The 17,185-nt window shown below is 45.3% G+C and carries 9 protein-coding genes and 3 pseudogenes; 2 read left to right on the top strand and 10 right to left on the bottom strand.

Features of this window, described 5'->3' with window-relative positions; all coding sequences use genetic code 11:
• The first annotated feature begins 8 nt into the window (after positions 1 to 8).
• A complete protein-coding gene (locus JCM10512_RS12530; RefSeq protein WP_044163493.1) occupies positions 9 to 1,625 on the top strand; it encodes an alpha/beta fold hydrolase in 1,617 nt (538 codons plus the stop codon).
• Between the two features lie 1,328 nt (positions 1,626 to 2,953).
• On the opposite strand, the gene JCM10512_RS12535 is transcribed toward JCM10512_RS12530, so the two are convergent.
• The 10 genes and pseudogenes from JCM10512_RS12535 to JCM10512_RS12580 form a co-directional block, all read right to left on the bottom strand.
• Entirely contained in the window at positions 2,954 to 3,619 is a 666-nt protein-coding gene (locus JCM10512_RS12535) for a GDSL-type esterase/lipase family protein (protein WP_081741296.1), read from the bottom strand.
• 7 nt (positions 3,620 to 3,626) lie between these two features.
• Complete coding sequence (murQ, locus tag JCM10512_RS12540; protein ID WP_044163494.1) at positions 3,627 to 4,463, bottom strand: N-acetylmuramic acid 6-phosphate etherase; 837 nt, start codon at positions 4,461 to 4,463, stop codon at positions 3,627 to 3,629.
• Between the two features lie 2 nt (positions 4,464 to 4,465).
• Positions 4,466 to 5,317 (bottom strand): ATPase, encoded by an 852-nt coding sequence (locus JCM10512_RS12545; RefSeq protein ID WP_044163498.1) that lies wholly within the window; start codon positions 5,315 to 5,317, stop codon positions 4,466 to 4,468.
• Positions 5,314 to 6,477: an acyltransferase family protein gene (locus JCM10512_RS12550; RefSeq protein ID WP_044163500.1), complete on the bottom strand. Its 1,164-nt coding sequence runs from the start codon at positions 6,475 to 6,477 to the stop codon at positions 5,314 to 5,316. The genes JCM10512_RS12545 and JCM10512_RS12550 overlap by 4 nt, the downstream gene beginning before the upstream one ends.
• 12 nt (positions 6,478 to 6,489) lie before the next feature.
• On the bottom strand, positions 6,490 to 9,330 hold the full coding sequence (locus JCM10512_RS12555; protein ID WP_044163501.1) for an FAD-binding and (Fe-S)-binding domain-containing protein: 2,841 nt from the start codon (positions 9,328 to 9,330) through the stop codon (positions 6,490 to 6,492).
• 6 nt (positions 9,331 to 9,336) lie between these two features.
• Positions 9,337 to 10,575, bottom strand: coding sequence for an exo-beta-N-acetylmuramidase NamZ family protein (locus JCM10512_RS12560; protein ID WP_044163504.1), 1,239 nt, complete (start codon positions 10,573 to 10,575; stop codon positions 9,337 to 9,339).
• Between the two features lie 18 nt (positions 10,576 to 10,593).
• Positions 10,594 to 11,885, bottom strand: a pseudogene (locus JCM10512_RS12565) (MFS transporter).
• Between the two features lie 12 nt (positions 11,886 to 11,897).
• Entirely contained in the window at positions 11,898 to 12,848 is a 951-nt protein-coding gene (locus JCM10512_RS12570; RefSeq protein WP_394354199.1) for a DUF4922 domain-containing protein, read from the bottom strand.
• A gap of 17 nt (positions 12,849 to 12,865) precedes the next feature.
• Positions 12,866 to 14,328: pseudogene (locus JCM10512_RS12575) on the bottom strand (glycosyltransferase family 2 protein).
• A 25-nt stretch (positions 14,329 to 14,353) separates the two neighbouring features.
• Positions 14,354 to 16,212: pseudogene (locus JCM10512_RS12580) on the bottom strand (outer membrane protein assembly factor BamB family protein).
• 698 nt (positions 16,213 to 16,910) lie between these two features.
• On the opposite strand from JCM10512_RS12580, the gene JCM10512_RS12585 reads away from it, so the two are divergent.
• The coding region (locus JCM10512_RS12585; RefSeq protein ID WP_044163506.1) for a carboxypeptidase-like regulatory domain-containing protein at positions 16,911 to 17,185 on the top strand (275 nt) is incomplete at its 3' end.

Consider the following 17,185-nt stretch of genomic DNA (forward strand, 5'->3'; position numbering starts at 1 on the left):
GCAATCGTATGAAAAAACATCTTGTACTCGTATTGTTAGCCCTGTCTCTATGTGTTGGCAGGGCAATGGCAGCCCCTTGGCAATGGTCGGTTGAACTCGAAGACTTTGTTTCCGATGAGACAAAGAGCCATCCCCGTGCATTCTTGTGGATACCGGAGAACTGCAAGCAGGTTCGCGCGGTCATTATCGGTCAGCATAACATGACCGAGGAAACAATATTTGAACACCCTGAATTCCGCAAGACCCTCAGTAAACTCGGAATCGCGGAAATATGGATCACCCCCGGAGTTGATCAACGATGGGATATCGCAACGGGCGTGCAACGTATCTTCGAAAAGATGCTGAAAGATTTCTCGGCAGTGAGTGGCTATACGGAATTGGAGTTTGCTCCCGTTATTCCGGTTGGCCATTCGGCTATGGCAACCTATCCGTGGAACTATGCCGCATGGAATCCGGAACGGACACTTGCCGTGCTTTCCATTCACGGTGATTCTCCGCGGACTCATCTTACCGGTTATGGAAGGGCGAATCTGGATTGGGGCACACGCAGCATTGAAGGTATTCCTTCTTTGATGGTGATGGGGGAATACGAGTGGTGGGAAGATCGGTTATTTACCTCTTTCGATTACCGGCGGGAGCATCCCAATGCACCACTCTCTTTCCTGGCCGATGCCGGACATGGGCATTTCGATATATCGGATGAACTGATTGATTATCTGAACCTGTTCTTAACCAAAGCCACCCAATACCGATTGCCTCGGACAGCTCCTTTGGATGCTCCGGTTCAATTGATTCCCGTTGAGGCGCATAAAGGCTGGTTGGCCGATCGTTGGAGAAAAGACGAACTGCCCGTAGCAGAGGCTGCTCCTTATGCCGAATATAAAGGTGATAAAACACAAGCTTTCTGGTATTTCGATAAGGAAATGGCCCAAGCCACTGAAAGGTACTATGCCAACGAACGAGGGAAAAAGGAGCAATACATCGGTTTCGAACAAGCTAACCGACTTGTTCTGTTTGATCCCAAGTCTCATGTGCGGATGTCTCCTGCGTTTCTACCCGAGAAAGATGGCGTGACTTTCCACTTGAAAGCTGTATATACAGACACGTTGCGAGCTGCTTATTCGGCAGATCATGGCAAGCGGTCGATAACAGTTTCTCGCCTTTGTGGCCCGGTAGAAGTGGTGAACGATACCACATTCACCGTTCGCTTTTACCGAATGGGCCTGCACAATCCGAGACGAACTGCCAGTATTTGTCTGATGGCTGCTGTCTCACAGGACAAAAAGTACAAGAGTACCGTTCAGCAGGTAGAAATACGTATGCCTTATCGCCATAAAGAAGGCAAGCCTCAGCGGATTACTTTTCCGGAACTGCCCTCGGTAGATAAAAGCATTCAAACGATAGCGCTTTCAGCTACATCCGACTCCGGGCTTCCGGTTTATTACTATGTCAAGGAGGGACCTGCCGAAATGAAAGGCAATCGACTTGTATTGACATCGATTCCTCCCCGCGCCAAATATCCGGTAAAGATCACGGTTGTTGCCTGGCAATATGGGCGTAGCATCGAACCCAAAGTTCAAACGGCTGAAGCTGTCGAACGGAGCTTTTTCATTACCGCTCGGTAAGACTCGAAAAGATTATTTCAAAGAACTGTTTTATGTGAAACCACTCCTGCTTAAAGCAACTTTAGCAGGAGTGGTTTCTTGTTTGGTAGCTTTAGCTAGAATACGAAAAGGGTGAGTTGCACGTACTCGTAAAGGTGTGAAAGGGGTGGGGAATATGTTATTCTGAACCGTCACTTACTATCAAGATAATTATCTGTTTGTATATTATTATTGAATTTGGTTCTATGCGAATAGCCATTTTTTGTGGCAGTATCTTCAATAAGAAATAAATAAGTGGCAGTAGGGTTGTTGATATGTTATTCGTTGTTGTTCAGTGAGTTACTCGGTTTTTATTAGCAAAAATGCTGCCGCCATTGCCAACTGCCACCTTAATGCCTATCTCAGCAGCGATTTTAATAAAAAGCAAGAATGATATGTAACTATATAATGATGGTTTTGAGTCGTTGTTTCTTCACCATCCCTCTTGATATGTATACCCCCAATTACCGGGTTACTTAAAGGATCTTTTGATGCAGATATACAATAACTACGAATGTGACCTTCTACTAGTCGGATCTTTCATTGAAGTTGCAAACAGTATTGTTTCTTTTCTTCTGAGAGTTACCAACGTATTTATTAAGAAAGGAGAGTCAAGTGCTACAATTTCCAAAAGCTAGTACTACATTGACCCAAACCTAGTACTAGGTCCGACCAATGTTAGTACTAGGTTCACCCTAACCTAGTACTAGCTTTACCCTAACTTAGTACTAGCTTTTACCTACTTAGTACTAGCTTTTCTAGTTTCCTACCTTCAGCTTAGTGGGGTATTGCATTCTCACTCTTGGAAAATGAGCAATATGCAATGAGAAATGCCTTGAATAAGCATGAGAAATGCATCAAAAAAAGGTAAAAGGGTGAGCCCAACTTCCAAATGCATTACTCTGTTGATAGAGATAGCTGTGAATGTTTGATATACACACGTTCAACCAAGTGTGGAAATTAGTAAAAATGGTTAGTAAATAGCGTTGCTTTACTTCATTATAAATTTACAATTGGTTGGCTTGTTAGACTAAAATCTCTGTGGATATAGGCATTAAGGTGGCAGTTGGCAGTGGCAGCAATAAATTTGGCTCTCAAAAAGAGATAAGTTGTTGATATATAGTGTTTAATATCTTTTTTTACTTTGTGGGGCTTTGCTTTTTGTGGCAGTAAGTACTGCCACTATGAATGTTAATATGTTGATATCGTATTTTGAAATAAGTATACATTTATGGCTTCTGTTTATGCTGGTCTCTGATTCCGAATGGCGGGTCTTTTATCAAAAGAGGAAAGGCAAAAGCTTCTTTTAATTAGAAACGCTTTTTGAGTGCTTTGCACCAAATTACATAACCGGATTCATTCAAATGTAGACCATCAGTAGTCAGCTCGGGGCGAAGTGAGCGTGCATCATGAGCTGTAAATCGAGGAAATAGATTGATGAAACGTGCCTTTCTGCTTTTGGCCACCTTTTTTAGTTTACGGTTTATGGCAGGTATCGAGTCGCTCTTACCGTTGAGCCGCTGATAACGGTTGAAGCTTTCGTTAATCGGTAGCAAACTTTGTACATACAAACGGGTTTGGGGACTGTCTTTTCGGATTTTATCAATCACTTTGGTTAGCTGTGCCACAATGCTATCTACAGTCAGGTCGTGCGATAAGTCATTAACTCCTGCCAGCAGAAAGATCTTACGAGGGTGCCCGGAAGTTATTTCATCTAAACGGTCGTATATTCCCTGTGCGTCATCACCGATAATTCCCCGGTTCCGAATCAGCTTTTTCCCAAGGCGGGTATTCCAGTCACCTCCGTTTTGCGTCAAACTGTTGCCAAGCATAACAATCTCCTGGTGGCAGATGGGAGTTTCCTGCTCAAACACCTGTAAACGGCTGTCATAGTGCGCCGATCGTACAGGCTCCTGAGCCGGAATGAAATTGAGAGGAAGCAGTAACAGAATTGTGAGAAGCCGTATTTTATTCATTTCGATTTTATGTTAGAGGGGTAGTCGTTTGTTGGTTTCGGTAAGCTTCTACTGCTTCCTTGACCGAACCGTATTGTAACAATAAGGCTTCGGCTTCTTCGTAACTCAATGGCAGCTCCTCGATAATCATACGCGTACCGCGGTCAACCAGTTTGTGGTTGCTGAGTTGCATATTGACCATCTTGTTTCCTTTCACTCTTCCGAGTCCGATCATGACCGTGGTGCTGATCATGTTCAGAATCATCTTTTGTCCGGTGCCCGATTTCATGCGCGAGCTACCTGTCACATATTCCGGGCCGACAATCATTTCGATTGCTACATCCGCTTCGGCAGCCATGGGCGAGTTGGGATTGCTGGTGATACATCCGGTCAAGATGCCATGCTCACGAGCTGTATGCATAGCCCCAATGACATACGGAGTTGTGCCCGAAGCCGCAATTCCAATCACGGTGTCTTTCGGGTTAATGCTGTATGCCAACAGATCCTGCCAGCCTTGTTCTGTATTGTCTTCCGCGTTTTCTACCGGATTGCGTAGAGCGGTCTCACCGCCTGCAATCAAGCCGATAACAACATTGGAAGGCATACCGAATGTCGGCGGAATCTCCGATGCGTCGAGCACCCCCAAACGTCCACTGGTGCCTGCGCCCATATAGAAGATGCGTCCTCCTTCCTTTACACGGGGAAGAATCTGTTCAACCAATTTCTCTATCTGCGGAATGGTTTTGTGTACGGCATCCGCAATCTTATGATCTTCGGCGTTGATCTCTTTTAGAATCTCTTCTACCGACTTACTCTCAAGATCATTGTAGAGCGAAGGCTGCTCTGTTATTTTTATAAAATCCATAACTAATTGTTTCTTACTGTTTGGTGGTACTTGACTAACCCTTCCATCGGGCTTTGGGATATGTTTCCCAGCTCGATCTCCGTTTCCTGAGTCGCTTGTCTCAAGATGTCTTGATAATAAAATGCGACGGAGCCGGTGAAATGTACAGGATACTGGTTGTAATCATACTGCATGACGTTGCGCTTCAGAAAGTCTTTGAAGCTTTCCAAAACCAACCGACGTATTTCAGGAACATCGATATGTTGGGCCAGAAAGGGAGAAAGGCTTGCCAGAAAGCGATTCGGGAAGGGGTGACGGTAGACCTTGTCGATAATCTCCGAAGCTGATAAACCGTATTGGTTTAGAAACTCATTCTTCATCTCAGTAGGCAGTTGGTTTTTGAGGATATTGCCAACCAGCACTCTTCCCAAGACTGCTCCGCTACCTTCGTCTCCCAAGATAAAACCCAACGGAGAAACATTCTCTACGATGTCTCTGCCATCGTAATGGCATGAGTTGGAGCCTGTTCCCAAAATGCAGGCTATCCCCGGCAGATGTCCGCACAGGCTGCGTGCTGCTGCCAGCATATCGGTGTTGACTTCAACTTCCCGGGTTACTTCAAAATGACTGGTAATCACCCGGTGGATAATGGCCAGCTTATCGGGAAAGGCGCAACCTGCGCCATAGAAATGAACTTCCCCCATCCTGTGCGTGGGCAAGTATGGGATAAGTCCTTTGCCTATCTCTTCCTGAATCTCTTCTTCCGACTGGAAAAAAGGATTGATGCCTTTCGTCTTTATCTGTTGTTTAATACGGCCATCCTCTACCAGGCACCAGGCTGTTTTGGTGGAGCCGCTATCTGCTATTAGAATCATATCTTTATGTATATCTTTTTTTTGTATAATATATATCCGATGCACCAAATGAGACCAACGAATAGGATCGCGAATAGAAACGATCCGAAATAGTCGCCAAAGAAAGGCCTTAGTATGGTTTCATAAGCGAATCCATGCATGCTGATTGTTTCTCTCTGATAGGTGAATAGTAGGTTGTTGAGCAAGATTGAAAGTACGCCTCCCGCCACATACATGAATAGTGGATTGACACCGAAAGATTCGAAAAAGCGAGTGGGCTTTTGGTAACCTTTCACATCAATCAGCCAAATGAGTAGGGCAAGCAGGGTAGAGCCGAGTCCGCAAGTAGTCAGCACGAAGGTGGGCGACCATATCTTCTTGCTGATCGGGCAGCCGTAACTGAGTAAGAAGCCGCTGAACGTGAGCACGGTTCCTACCAGAAATAACCGTTCGATCTTTGCATGGATATCCTTAGTACGCATCATCAGTCTGCCGACACAGAAACCAATAAGTACATGGGCGATGGAAGGGATGGTGCTGAGAATCCCTTCCGGGTCGATGCCGTTATCTTTGTACATATGCACTTCTCCCAATACGGCACGATCGACAACAGACAACAGGTTAGATGAGTTGTATTCAAAACCGTTGCCGTTGACAAGCAGTAGAAAGTAACCCACCAGCAAGGTGGCTATGAGGTAAGGAATATGCTTATGCTTCATCGTGAGGGCGATGAGGGCGGTAGCACCATAGCAGATTCCCAATCGTTGCATAACTCCCGGAATCCGAATGTGGTCGAAGGTCCACATCGACTGTCCCAGCCGAGCGAAGAACGGAAGCGACTGCTCGGACAAGGAGTTCCAGGTCTGGCAAAGCATCGAGAACCAGGTAATGCCTAGCCCGATCGCAAAAATAACAACCGACCGGCGGAGTATTTTCATAGCCGCTGTCCGACTGAATCGGAACTCATACTTCCGTAAAGAGATGTAGGTTGATATTCCCATGATGAACATGAAGAAAGGAAACACCAGATCGGTTGGGGTGAGTCCGATCCACTCGGCATGCCTCAAAGGAGCATAGACATGGCTCCAACTTCCGGGGTTGTTGACCAGAATCATTCCGGCAATCGTAATGCCTCGAAGGATGTCTAGAGATAATAGACGTTGGTTGACTGTTCGAATCATCGTTTGATAGTATTAGTGTGTTAAGTTCTTTTTAGGGCGTGTACATTGGTCTACCAGATAGACTAGCGAAATGTAGGATATGCCCGAATGTGTGGTTAATCCGATTTCGCAGGTCCGGCTGTTGGAATAGCCCACGCGTATATCATGTTGTTCTAGTTGAGGTTTAAGCTTCCTCAATGCATAAGCGTTTACCTCGGGTTGCGTGAATCCTTTGTCACCGGCAAATCCGCAACAGCCTACTTCTTCCGGTACAAGAACCTGATTGGCGCATAGCCGGGCTAAGGAGATGAAGGTTTTGTCCAATCCCATTTTGCGCATGGAACAAGTGATGTGTATGGCGATGGGTTGCTCGGTTGGGATAAACTCCAATTGATCACGCAAGAAGGTGTAGATAAACTCTACCGGTTCGAATAAATGCATCTTATGTATGGTATTCCGCATGCGGTACAAACAAGGACTTTGATCGCACAACACCGGGTAAAGTCCCTGTTGGCTCGCTTCCCATAAGGCTTCTTCTAATTCCGAAGCTTTACGGTCTGCAATATCGGGCATACCTTTGCTTTCCCAAATTGTACCGCAGCATAGCTTATCCATCTCTTTGGGGAAGATAACCTCATATCCGGCTTTTTGCAATAGCTGTATGCTCTTCTCAACAAGCGGTTGCTTAACGGGCGATTGCGCGCTCACTCCCATCGATTGATTGATGCAACTGGGGAAGTAAACGACTTTGCAGGCTTCGGTATGATTTGCCGCATCTCGCTTGACGTTCTCTTTAATCTGGTACGCCTTAGGCATTGACGGTGTCCATAGAGGTACCTTTACCAGTTGATGCATACGTTGAGTTAATGAACTCATCACGGTAGTTCCCAAGACAGTATGTGCCGCATCGGCCAGAGTCAATACCGAACGCATGCCTTTTTTCACACCCCGGAAGTGTGAGGCGGTCCAGTTGCCAACCGAATAGCTCAGGCTTCCCACAGGAATTGCGGCTTGTCGGAGATCATGGGTGAGGTCGCCCACATTAATACTCATCGGGCATGACATGGAGCAGAGTCCGTCGCCGGCACAAGTCGAATTTCCGGGATACAGGTATTGGCGTTGCAATGTTTTTAATCTGACCGGATCTTCTTGACTCTGCGTAAGGCGCGTAATTTCTCTTTGCAAAACGATCCGTTGCCGGGACGAAAGCGTGAAGCCACAGGTCAGGCAGTTGACTTCGCAGAATCCGCATTCGATGCATTTATCCACGTGGGGGTTAGTCAGAGGAAGCGGTTTGAAGTTCTTAATGTGGCATTTCGGATCGTCGTTGAAAATAACGCCGGGGTTCAATAACCCTTTCGGATCGAATAACTGTTTGACGCTTTTCATCAGGTCGTAAGCGTCATTTCCCCATTCGTAGCGTACAAACGGGGCCATGTTGCGTCCCGTACCATGTTCTGCTTTGAGCGATCCGTCATACTTGTCTACAACGAGGGTGATAACATCATTCATCAAATCTTCATAGCGATTCACTTCTTTTTCCGTGTGAAACGACTGGTTAATGATGAAGTGGTAATTACCTTCAAGGGCGTGTCCGTAAATGCAGGCGTCTTCGTAACCGTGCTTGGCAAGGAGTTGCTGCAACTCTGCGGTGGCTTCGGGAAGGTCTTCAATATGGAACGCAACATCTTCAATCAGGCTGGTTGTCCCCAAGGGACGTGTACCGCCTACGGAAGGAAAGATGCCGGAGCGGATTGCCCAATACTTGGAATACTCCTCCGGATTGTCTGTAAAATAGATGGGCGTGAACGTTCGGAAGGGTGCCAGGGCTTCTTTGATAGCGGCAATACGCTCGTTTAACTCCTCTGAAGTACATGCTTTTGTCTCGGTAAGTACAGCCGTAAGCCCTTCACCTGTGGGGTCGTTCACCGATGCGAGCGATTTCCAATCCAATAATTCGGCTCCTTTTACAATCCGTTCGCCAGTCGGAGAGGTTATTCCTTTCAGAGCGACTACGGCCCTACAAGCTTCTTTTATATCTTCGAAATAGAGCATGGCACTTGCTTTGTGCGGATAATCGTATTCCGTCTGCATAGTGGCTTCAGCCAGAAAAGCGAGCGTACCTTCGGAACCAACCATTAGGTGTGTGATGATGTCGAAAGGATCGTCGAAGGTCAGCAAAGGAAGTAGGTTGAGCCCTGTCACATTCTTAATGGAATATTTGTAGCGTATACGGCTTGACAATTGCTCGTCATGCTTTACACGATCTCTCAACCGGACTATCTGTCGGATGAACTCCGGATGGCTTTGTTCGAAAGCATTGCGAGAATCCGGATTGCCTGTGTCCAGTATTGTACCGTCTGCTAATATGATTCGAGCGGATAATAACACCTTATCGCTGTTGGCGTGGGTGCCGCAATTCATACCCGAGGCGTTGTTCATGACAATACCTCCCAGCATCGCACTCTTGATAGAAGCCGGGTCGGGAGCGAATTTGCGTCCGAATGGAGCTAACACTTCATTGATGCGTTGCCCGATGATGCCGGGTTGTAAGGATATGGATTGATGATCCGCAGAGATTGAATAGTTTTCCCAATGCTTTCCGGCAATGATGAGAATGGAATCGCTGATCGCCTGTCCGGACAGACTGGTACCGGCTGCCCGGAAGGTAACAGGCAACTGGTGGCGGTCGGCTGTTTGCAGCAATTCGGATACTTCCTGTTCGCCTTTCGAACGAATGACGATTTTCGGAACAAGGCGATAGAAGCCTGCGTCTGTTCCCCAGGCTAAGCGGCGCAGTTCATCCGTGTAAATTCGGTCACGTGGGATGAATTTACTTATTTCTTTCAGGAAAAGTATCTCTCTCTCTTTCATACGTTCTTATTTGTATAAATGGAATCGTTTTGAATATTTGCGGAAGCTATCTACGTCTTTATACCAATAGTCTCTGATGTCTTCCCACCGATTGCGTTTGCTGAATAGCTCCCGAATCTGTTTGGAACCGGAGACTTGGTCGAACATCCTGAATCGCTTCGGGTCTGCATGAGAAAATACGGCTCGGTCCGGGTAGAGAACTGCTATTTCTTGCATGACGAGGAACTGAATCTCGCTCAGTGCCGCTGCTTCGTAATTCATAAGATGTACTTGTACGCCTTGCAGATCTTCTCCTTTTCCAAAAGCATAGAAAGGCTTCAGGTGAATGGGGCGGAACTGAATGCCCGGTAACCGGAGTGCGTTTAGTCGGTCGGCCAACCGGTCGGCTTCAATCCAAGAGGCTGCGAATAGCTGGAAAGGAATTGTATAGCCTACTCCGATGGAGATATAGCCCAATTCGCCAAGGATGCCGGATACCGGATAGAAAAACGCGGATACCGGTTGGGGAATGTGGGGAGAAGAGGGAATCCACTGCAAACCAGTTTGCATATAATTCATCTTGCGCTTCCAACCTTTCATTTTCACAACCTGAAGCTTGCAACGTTTGGCAGCCGGTTGCTCTTCGTTGAGCATTTGTGCCAACTCGCCACATGTCAGTCCATAGAGATACGGGATTTTAAACTGGCTGACGAAGGAGATGCAATCGTCTTCTGTTAAGTTACCTTCTACTTTATTCCCTCCCAACGGATTGGGACGGTCCAGCACAATAACTTCTATTCCGTTCTCCGCAGCCGCTTCCATAGCCAACCCCATGGTGCTGATGTAGGTAAAAGATCTGCACCCGATGTCTTGTATGTCGTATACTAGTACATCTACTCCTTTCAGCATTTCAGGTGTGGGCTTGCGGGTTTTGCCGTATAAGGACAATAAGGGAAGTCCGGTGATTGAATCAACGGAACTACCAACCGCGTCTCCGGCATGACTATCTCCCCGAACTCCATGCTCCGGTCCGTACAAGGCTACCAGTTTAACATTGGGTGCTTCGTGCAGAATATCTACAGTAGAGCGCATTTGGTTATCTACTCCCGTTGGATTCGTGATGAGACCGACACGTTTGCCGTCTATGCACTTGAAGTTTTGCTCCTTGAGAACTTCGATTCCGGTTTTAATCTTTATTTTTTGCGCCTGTACGTTGTATATGTGTAGGCACATTATCCAAAGGATTAAAAGAGTTGTTTTTTTCATGTTTATCTTCTTATAAGGTTATGACTGCTTATTGACCGGGTCTTTCTTCCCGTATGTCGGATCGATTTTGATAAAGGCGCATACCGCAATAGTAGCTGCACAGCATAGCATGATCCACAAGAAGAACTTCTCGTATCCGATTTGCTCTTGCAACCATCCGGCTGCCATGCCCGGTAGCATCATGCCTAGTGCCATGAAGGCTGTACAGATTGCGTAATGGGCGGTCTTGTGCTCACCGTCGGAATAATAGATGAGGTAGAGCATATAGCAGTGAAGCCGAAGCCGTACCCAAACTGTTCGATGAAGACACACAGGCTGATGATGAAGAAGTTCTGAGGCTGGAAATAACCGAGGTAAACAAAAGTCAGGCAGGTCAGCGAGAGGCTCCAGGCCATTGGCCACAGCCACTTTTGCAGGCCGCCTCTGGCCGCGCAGATTCCGCCGATGATGCCACCAATCGTTAATCCGATGATGCCGATTGTGCCGTACACCAGACCGACTTCGGCTGTTGTCAATCCCAACCCTCCTTTTTCGAGCGGGTCTAGTAGAAAAGGATTAATCAGTTTCACCAATTGAGCTTCGGGGAATCGGTAGAATAGCATGAACAGAATAGCTACTCCCGCTTGTTTCTTTCGGAAAAAAGAGGCGAATGTCTCTAGAAAACCGTTGAAGATGGCTCGAGCGTTTCCTTCATTGGCTACTGCTTTATCCGAGACAGGCTTAGGCAGAATGAAATGATGATATAGACAGAAACCGATGAATAGGCCGCTTAACACAAAGAATGTGATGCTCCAACCATATTTAATGCTCCCTGTCCAAATCTCCAGGCCTCCTGCAAGCATGACTAGCAGTCCTTGGCCGGCAATGGTTGCGATACGGTAGAAGGTACTTCGAATGCCCACATAGAGGGCTTGATCTTTCACATCGAGTGCAAGCATGTAGAATCCGTCGGCGGCTATGTCGTGCGTAGCGGAACTGAATGCTACTAGCCAGAATATGGCAAGTGTTGTCTGAAAGAAGTTCGACATGGGGATTGTAAAGGCAATGCCCGCTAGCCCTGCGCCAACCAATAGCTGCATGCTGACGACCCACCAACGTTTCGTCTTTAAAAGATCGATGAAAGGACTCCAGAAGGGTTTGATAACCCAAGGTAGGTAGAGCCATGAGGTGTAAAGGGCGATATCGGTATTGGATATACCCAGGTTCTTGTACATGATTACGGAAATAGTCATGACGGCTACATAAGGAAGTCCTTGCGCGAAGTAAAGGGTAGGGATCCACGCCCACGGTGAGGTCTTTTTTTCTTTCATTATTTAATGAGGTTATTTAGTTCCTTTTATTCTTTCTATTAATTGGAGGAAGTCATCGGTTGGCAAACTGACTTCTTCAATGATTCTATGTATTGTTTCGGCTGTAAGCTTTTCAAAGTCTTTCTCCTGGGGAGTGATCCATACGCCTCCCAAGTCGACAGAAGCCGGGCTGATCAAAAGATTGTTTTCCCCTTGCTCAGTAAAGCAGGAAGGACGGTGCTTGCTGCGTAAGAAAACAACCGTTATCCATTTTTCGGCCTCTTTCCAAGTGAGAATATTCATCATCGGTTCTATCGGATGCGTGGCATTAGCCATCGAGCTGATACGAGATGCTTCTTTATAGATACACTCAAATAAACGATTCGCCTCTTGTTTGTGGGTCGCTTCTATAATCAAAGCTGTTCTCGGATAGCTGTCCAACACTTGAATCGAAGCATGAACGGTGGTTTTGATTTCCTCTTTCCGGTAAGCTTTCCATTCGCTTTCTATGGGTAGGAACCCTTTGTTACCCGCTTGGAAGTGGGCGTGGTCCGGTGCGGAGGCTCCACACTGAGGTCCGTTATAGAATATCACAAAATTGTCGATCGCTTCTGCTAAATCGAGCATATCATTGAAACGGCCCTTTATACGTTGGTCGAGATGGACGACATCAGGGATGGTCAGATGTTGTGGGAAAATGGGATATGGGTTTACCAATATCTGATATTTCTCTCCGAATAAAATACTTTGTTGAATGGCAGGACGATTGGCGGTACACAGAAAACACTTCCTCTCGCGAATAGAAGTTGCATCTACCTTGGCGGCAGACGAAAGAATACGTGCCGGGTTGAATTGTACGCGTTCGTTCGCGTTGTTTATCTGAAACTCCTTTGTTCGGACAGCTTCCAACGCTTTATAGTTAAGCTTTGCCAACTCCCATGTAGAGAGTTGGCCGGCTAGTAAGGTCTGTATGTTTTCCTTTATGGTTCGATGCATACTCATTATTCTTTTTTGTTCAGGTTGATTCGCGCCTGGAGCTCCCAAGTGCGGATGCGGTCTTTGTATAAGTTATGTTCATTCATCTTTGCAATATCCAGTGAGGCGTCAGAGTTATCTTCCCAGCGACGGCATAGATAAACTACGTCATACACACGTCCGATCTGATAATTCCTTGAGAACCTTAGTCCGAGTGCGTAATCTTCTCCATAACTGGTGTTCGGTACTTGAATGTCGCGGAGTAGGGGGGTGTAGAAGGCGCGCGGAGCCCCCAGTCCATTGATGCGTAAAGCGTTGTTTCGCCCGTTCTCGGGTGTCCATTCTTTATGGTCGATAATGCCGGGAGGGATCATGTCCATTTTGAAATCTGTCATCATATACGTACCTACTACCATGGCGCAGTTTTGTTCATAAAAAGCTTCACCAACGTACGCAATGATTTCTCGTCACTATAAACATCGTCACTGTCGAGCTGGACGGCAAACTTTCCACAATGTGGATGGTGTACGCCGAAATTCCAACATCCGCCTATTCCCAGGTCTTTTCGCTCTGGAATAAGATGTGTCAGGCGTTTGTCGGAAGCAAATTCTTGAATAGCTTCTGTTGTTCCATCTGTGGAGTGGTTGTCGATCACTATTAGATTGAATTTGAAATCGGTCTTTTGGTTGAGTACGGAATGAATAGCGTCTCGGATTGTACGAATACGGTTGCGTACGGGGATGATGACAGAAGCTTCGTACGCAAAAGAAGTGCTGGTAAAGTCAACGGTGCGGAAGTCGGGTTGGAGGTATCCTCCTACTTCTTGCAAATGTTCGGTACAGGCTTGTTCCATTTCAATTTGTACTCCTCTGTTTCTAGGGTCTACATAATCGAATATCTTCTCTCCGCTTCTACGTACATCTTCTTCTATTTCTGTATATAGATATTCATTGATATGAATGAGCGGGGCCGTTTGTGAAAGCTTTAGGCGCATATCGTACCAACCGGCATACTGATAGTCTGTCTTTATTCGGGATGCGGCTTCTCTGAATGCGGTGGAACGGAAGAGTAAGACTGAACCGAAGTTGAAATCATCCCGCAAACTTCCTTCCTGATAATCTATAACCGGTGCCTTTTGTATGTCAGCATCGATTCGTTGATAATGATCCGCGTAAACCATTCCTGCCTTCGTGTCTGTGGCGATATGCATCATTCTCTCTAAAGCGAACAGCCCCAATTCGAGTGTCGTATATTTGGTATAGAGTAAGGTGAAGTCTGCATGGGTGTGTTCGGCTATCGCCCGGATGGAATCGGTGGCATATAAATGACCGATCGGAAGCAATTCGCATCCCGAAATAGGTTCTGCGTCTGGGGCATTGGTTAGCAGGAATATCTTATCGACTACCTGTAGCGATTGTAATCCTTGGATGGTTTTTTCAGCTTGCGCTTTCCCCATATAGGGAATAAAGCAGTTTACGGTTAGTTTCATGGCTCGTATTAATTTGTTATTTTCGTTAGTTTCTCCAATTTAATAATCCGACTTCTCCATTGGTTGTTGTAAAAAGTAATTTTTGGCTTCCAATGGGAAGTACTGTGTTAACCAGAGAATTACCTACTTTATATATCCACACAACTTCGCCACTCTTTGCTTTTACTGCAAAAATAACTCCTTCTTTGGTACTACCAAACAATATGTTATTTTTTTCTATCAGCATCGATGGTGCGTGTTCATAGCCAAAACCTACATTTGTACTCCACAACTTTACAGCTGTGTTAGGCTCAGTCGAGTAACACACTATGCTGTCATTCATTGTTTTGGCGTATAGGCGTTTCTTGTCAGTTGATATACCGATGGTTTCTCTTACTTGAGATTGAAAAGTTCTCCAGACCGTTTCACCTGTTTGCAGATCAATTGCTGTTAAGGCACGTTGTGATCTGCGATGAAGACTTTATTATTTGCATACACAGGCCATACAGCGGCGGGGGAGAAGTGGATGCGTGTCAATCCTCCTGTCCACTTCCAACGTTCGGTTCCGTTCTTCTTTTGAAGTGCGTAAAGTGTATTGTCCCAAGCACCGAATACTACCTCGTCTTTGGTAAGCAATGGTTTGGTTTCGATATACCCCTTTACCTGTGTATACTCCCATACAACCTTACCGGTTTGCATATGGATGGCTCTGAATGTATGGTCACTTGCTCCGATGTAAGCTACTCCGTTTTCGATGCTAACGGCTCCCAGCACAGGCGCATTGGTTTGTATTTTCCACTTCTGCACTCCTGTTTGTGAATCCAGCCCATAGATATGATTATCGGCTGAGCCAAACACGACTACGCCGTCCGCTGCTGCCGGTGTTCCTACGATGCGTTGCTTTGATTGGAAGCTCCAGCATTTATGTCCCTCTTTGAGTGTATAACATGAAAGATATCCCATGTCATCCCCTATATACACTCTATCCTTATATATATAAGGAGAACTGTATATTCCGATTCCGGTGTGAAGTAACCAATCGTACTTAACCTGTGGAAACTTCTGGTTCACGGAAAAGTCCGGGTATTTAGTTGCTTTGCCTGCACGCGGGTAATAAGTATGGTGTAGAGACAATGCAGCCCATTTCTGTTTGGGTTCGCCGATACGCTCATTGTATATCAGAATCGAATCACTTGTCACTTCAGCTATGCCGTATCCTCCGATGCCATCTTTATCTCTTAGGTTGGAGCGAATGAGGATGCCGGGTATTCCATCGTATGACAACTGTCGGTTTGAGTGGTAATGTCCACCGATGAACATGCGGATGTTGTAGGGGCGTACAGCGTCTGTCAGTTCATACCAATTGTCTACATCTCCCTCCTGAATAGGGTAGTGGGTGGCTAAAACAATCGGTCTGTCTTTTCCTGCTTTTTCAAGTTCTTGTTTAAGCCATGTTATGTCTTGAGGGGCTACATGGCCGTAAGCCATGCGCATTAACGGACCGGTATTGAAACCGAGGAATCTGAAATCCTGATGTTCAAAATCGAAGCGTTCGCTACCGAAAATCTGGGCGAAGTCGGTCATGCCCGATTCACTCCACTTTGTTTCATGGTTTCCGGGAATGATATAGTACTTTATATGCAAACGGTCTAATATTGATTTAGCGTGTAACAAACTGGCGCGGTCTCCATTCTCTGTAATGTCTCCGGTTACTAATACGAAGTCGATATTCGGTGTTGCATTGATTTGGTTCACAGAGAGCTGTAGATCCTCTGCCGGCTTTGGGTTCCCCGATGATAAGTGTGTATCAGTGATGATTGCAAATTTGAAACCCTTTGCAGTTGCCTTATAGGTCGTGAATGAGAGTAATTGAAATATAATCAATAATATAACTTTCTTATTCATAGTATTTGGCGTATATTAGTGAATAGAATCTTGTTCGCTTGAAATACCATCTCTTAAAGATGCATATCCGGTTTTTATGTAAGAGTAACCGGACTTATTCCTGATCTGATATGCAAATATACCAAAGATTTCTATCTCGCAGCTTTAATTTACTAAAATTAATGATTAAGGTTATATATTTAGGATTTACTAGATGCGCTTTACTGTATGCTCAAAGGATTTAATAGGGTGTGTAATAGTCAGATAGGTTCAATTTTAATGCTTTTGGAGTGATTTAAGTATTTATATATGTGAATATAAGAATATAATATGAAAAAATAAGATGTCTTAGTAGGTGGTAATAAATAAATATATATCTTTGTCATTGTATACTATTGAAGACTGTTCTGACTCTCTGTGACTTCTAATTATTCTTATTCGAATATAATTTAAATAGAGAGAATATTTGATTGACGCTTGAACCAGCGTATTTTTTTAAAATACAAATGTCAATAACCTTAAATAATGATTCTTAAATCTAAAATGATAATAAATGAAAAGCCTATGATTGATTAAGTGCCTCTTCGGACTCATAATAAGTAGTCCAATCTATTTTATTTCGTTTGACCTTTCAGAGAAAATAACAAAGTAAAAACCAACTAATCATAATCCTTTATGAATGAAAATCACAACAAGCGGAAAGCTGTAAACAGCAAGTTATGTATTGCTGTAATGCTGACATCCTATTTATAGCGGGGAACAGTCATGCGGAATCTGGTCATGTTGTATCTGTGAATGCTATTGAGACAACACAGCAACAACAACTCACTGTAAAAGGTGTGATCGAAGATGCCAATAAAGAACCGATAATTGGTGCCAGTGTCATAGAAAAAGGGACGACCAATGGCACGATTAGCGATTTTGACGGGAAATACTTATTGAATGTGAAACCGGGATCTACCCTGCTTATCTCGTTTGTGGGGTATAAAACGCA

The sequence above is a fragment of the Bacteroides reticulotermitis JCM 10512 genome (genome assembly GCF_000517545.1).
In the GTDB taxonomy this organism is placed as follows: Bacteria; Bacteroidota; Bacteroidia; order Bacteroidales; family Bacteroidaceae; genus Bacteroides; species Bacteroides reticulotermitis.

What these genes read in the sequence shown, in the direction of transcription:
- JCM10512_RS12530 (WP_044163493.1), top strand. Translation starts at nt 9, where the DNA reads ATGAAAAAACATCTTGTACTCGTATTGTTAGCCCTGTCTCTATGTGTT.
- JCM10512_RS12535 (WP_081741296.1), bottom strand. Translation starts at nt 3,619, where the DNA reads ATGAATAAAATACGGCTTCTCACAATTCTGTTACTGCTTCCTCTCAAT.
- murQ (WP_044163494.1), bottom strand. Translation starts at nt 4,463, where the DNA reads ATGGATTTTATAAAAATAACAGAGCAGCCTTCGCTCTACAATGATCTT.
- JCM10512_RS12545 (WP_044163498.1), bottom strand. Translation starts at nt 5,317, where the DNA reads ATGATTCTAATAGCAGATAGCGGCTCCACCAAAACAGCCTGGTGCCTG.
- JCM10512_RS12550 (WP_044163500.1), bottom strand. Translation starts at nt 6,477, where the DNA reads ATGATTCGAACAGTCAACCAACGTCTATTATCTCTAGACATCCTTCGA.
- JCM10512_RS12555 (WP_044163501.1), bottom strand. Translation starts at nt 9,330, where the DNA reads ATGAAAGAGAGAGAGATACTTTTCCTGAAAGAAATAAGTAAATTCATC.
- JCM10512_RS12560 (WP_044163504.1), bottom strand. Translation starts at nt 10,575, where the DNA reads ATGAAAAAAACAACTCTTTTAATCCTTTGGATAATGTGCCTACACATA.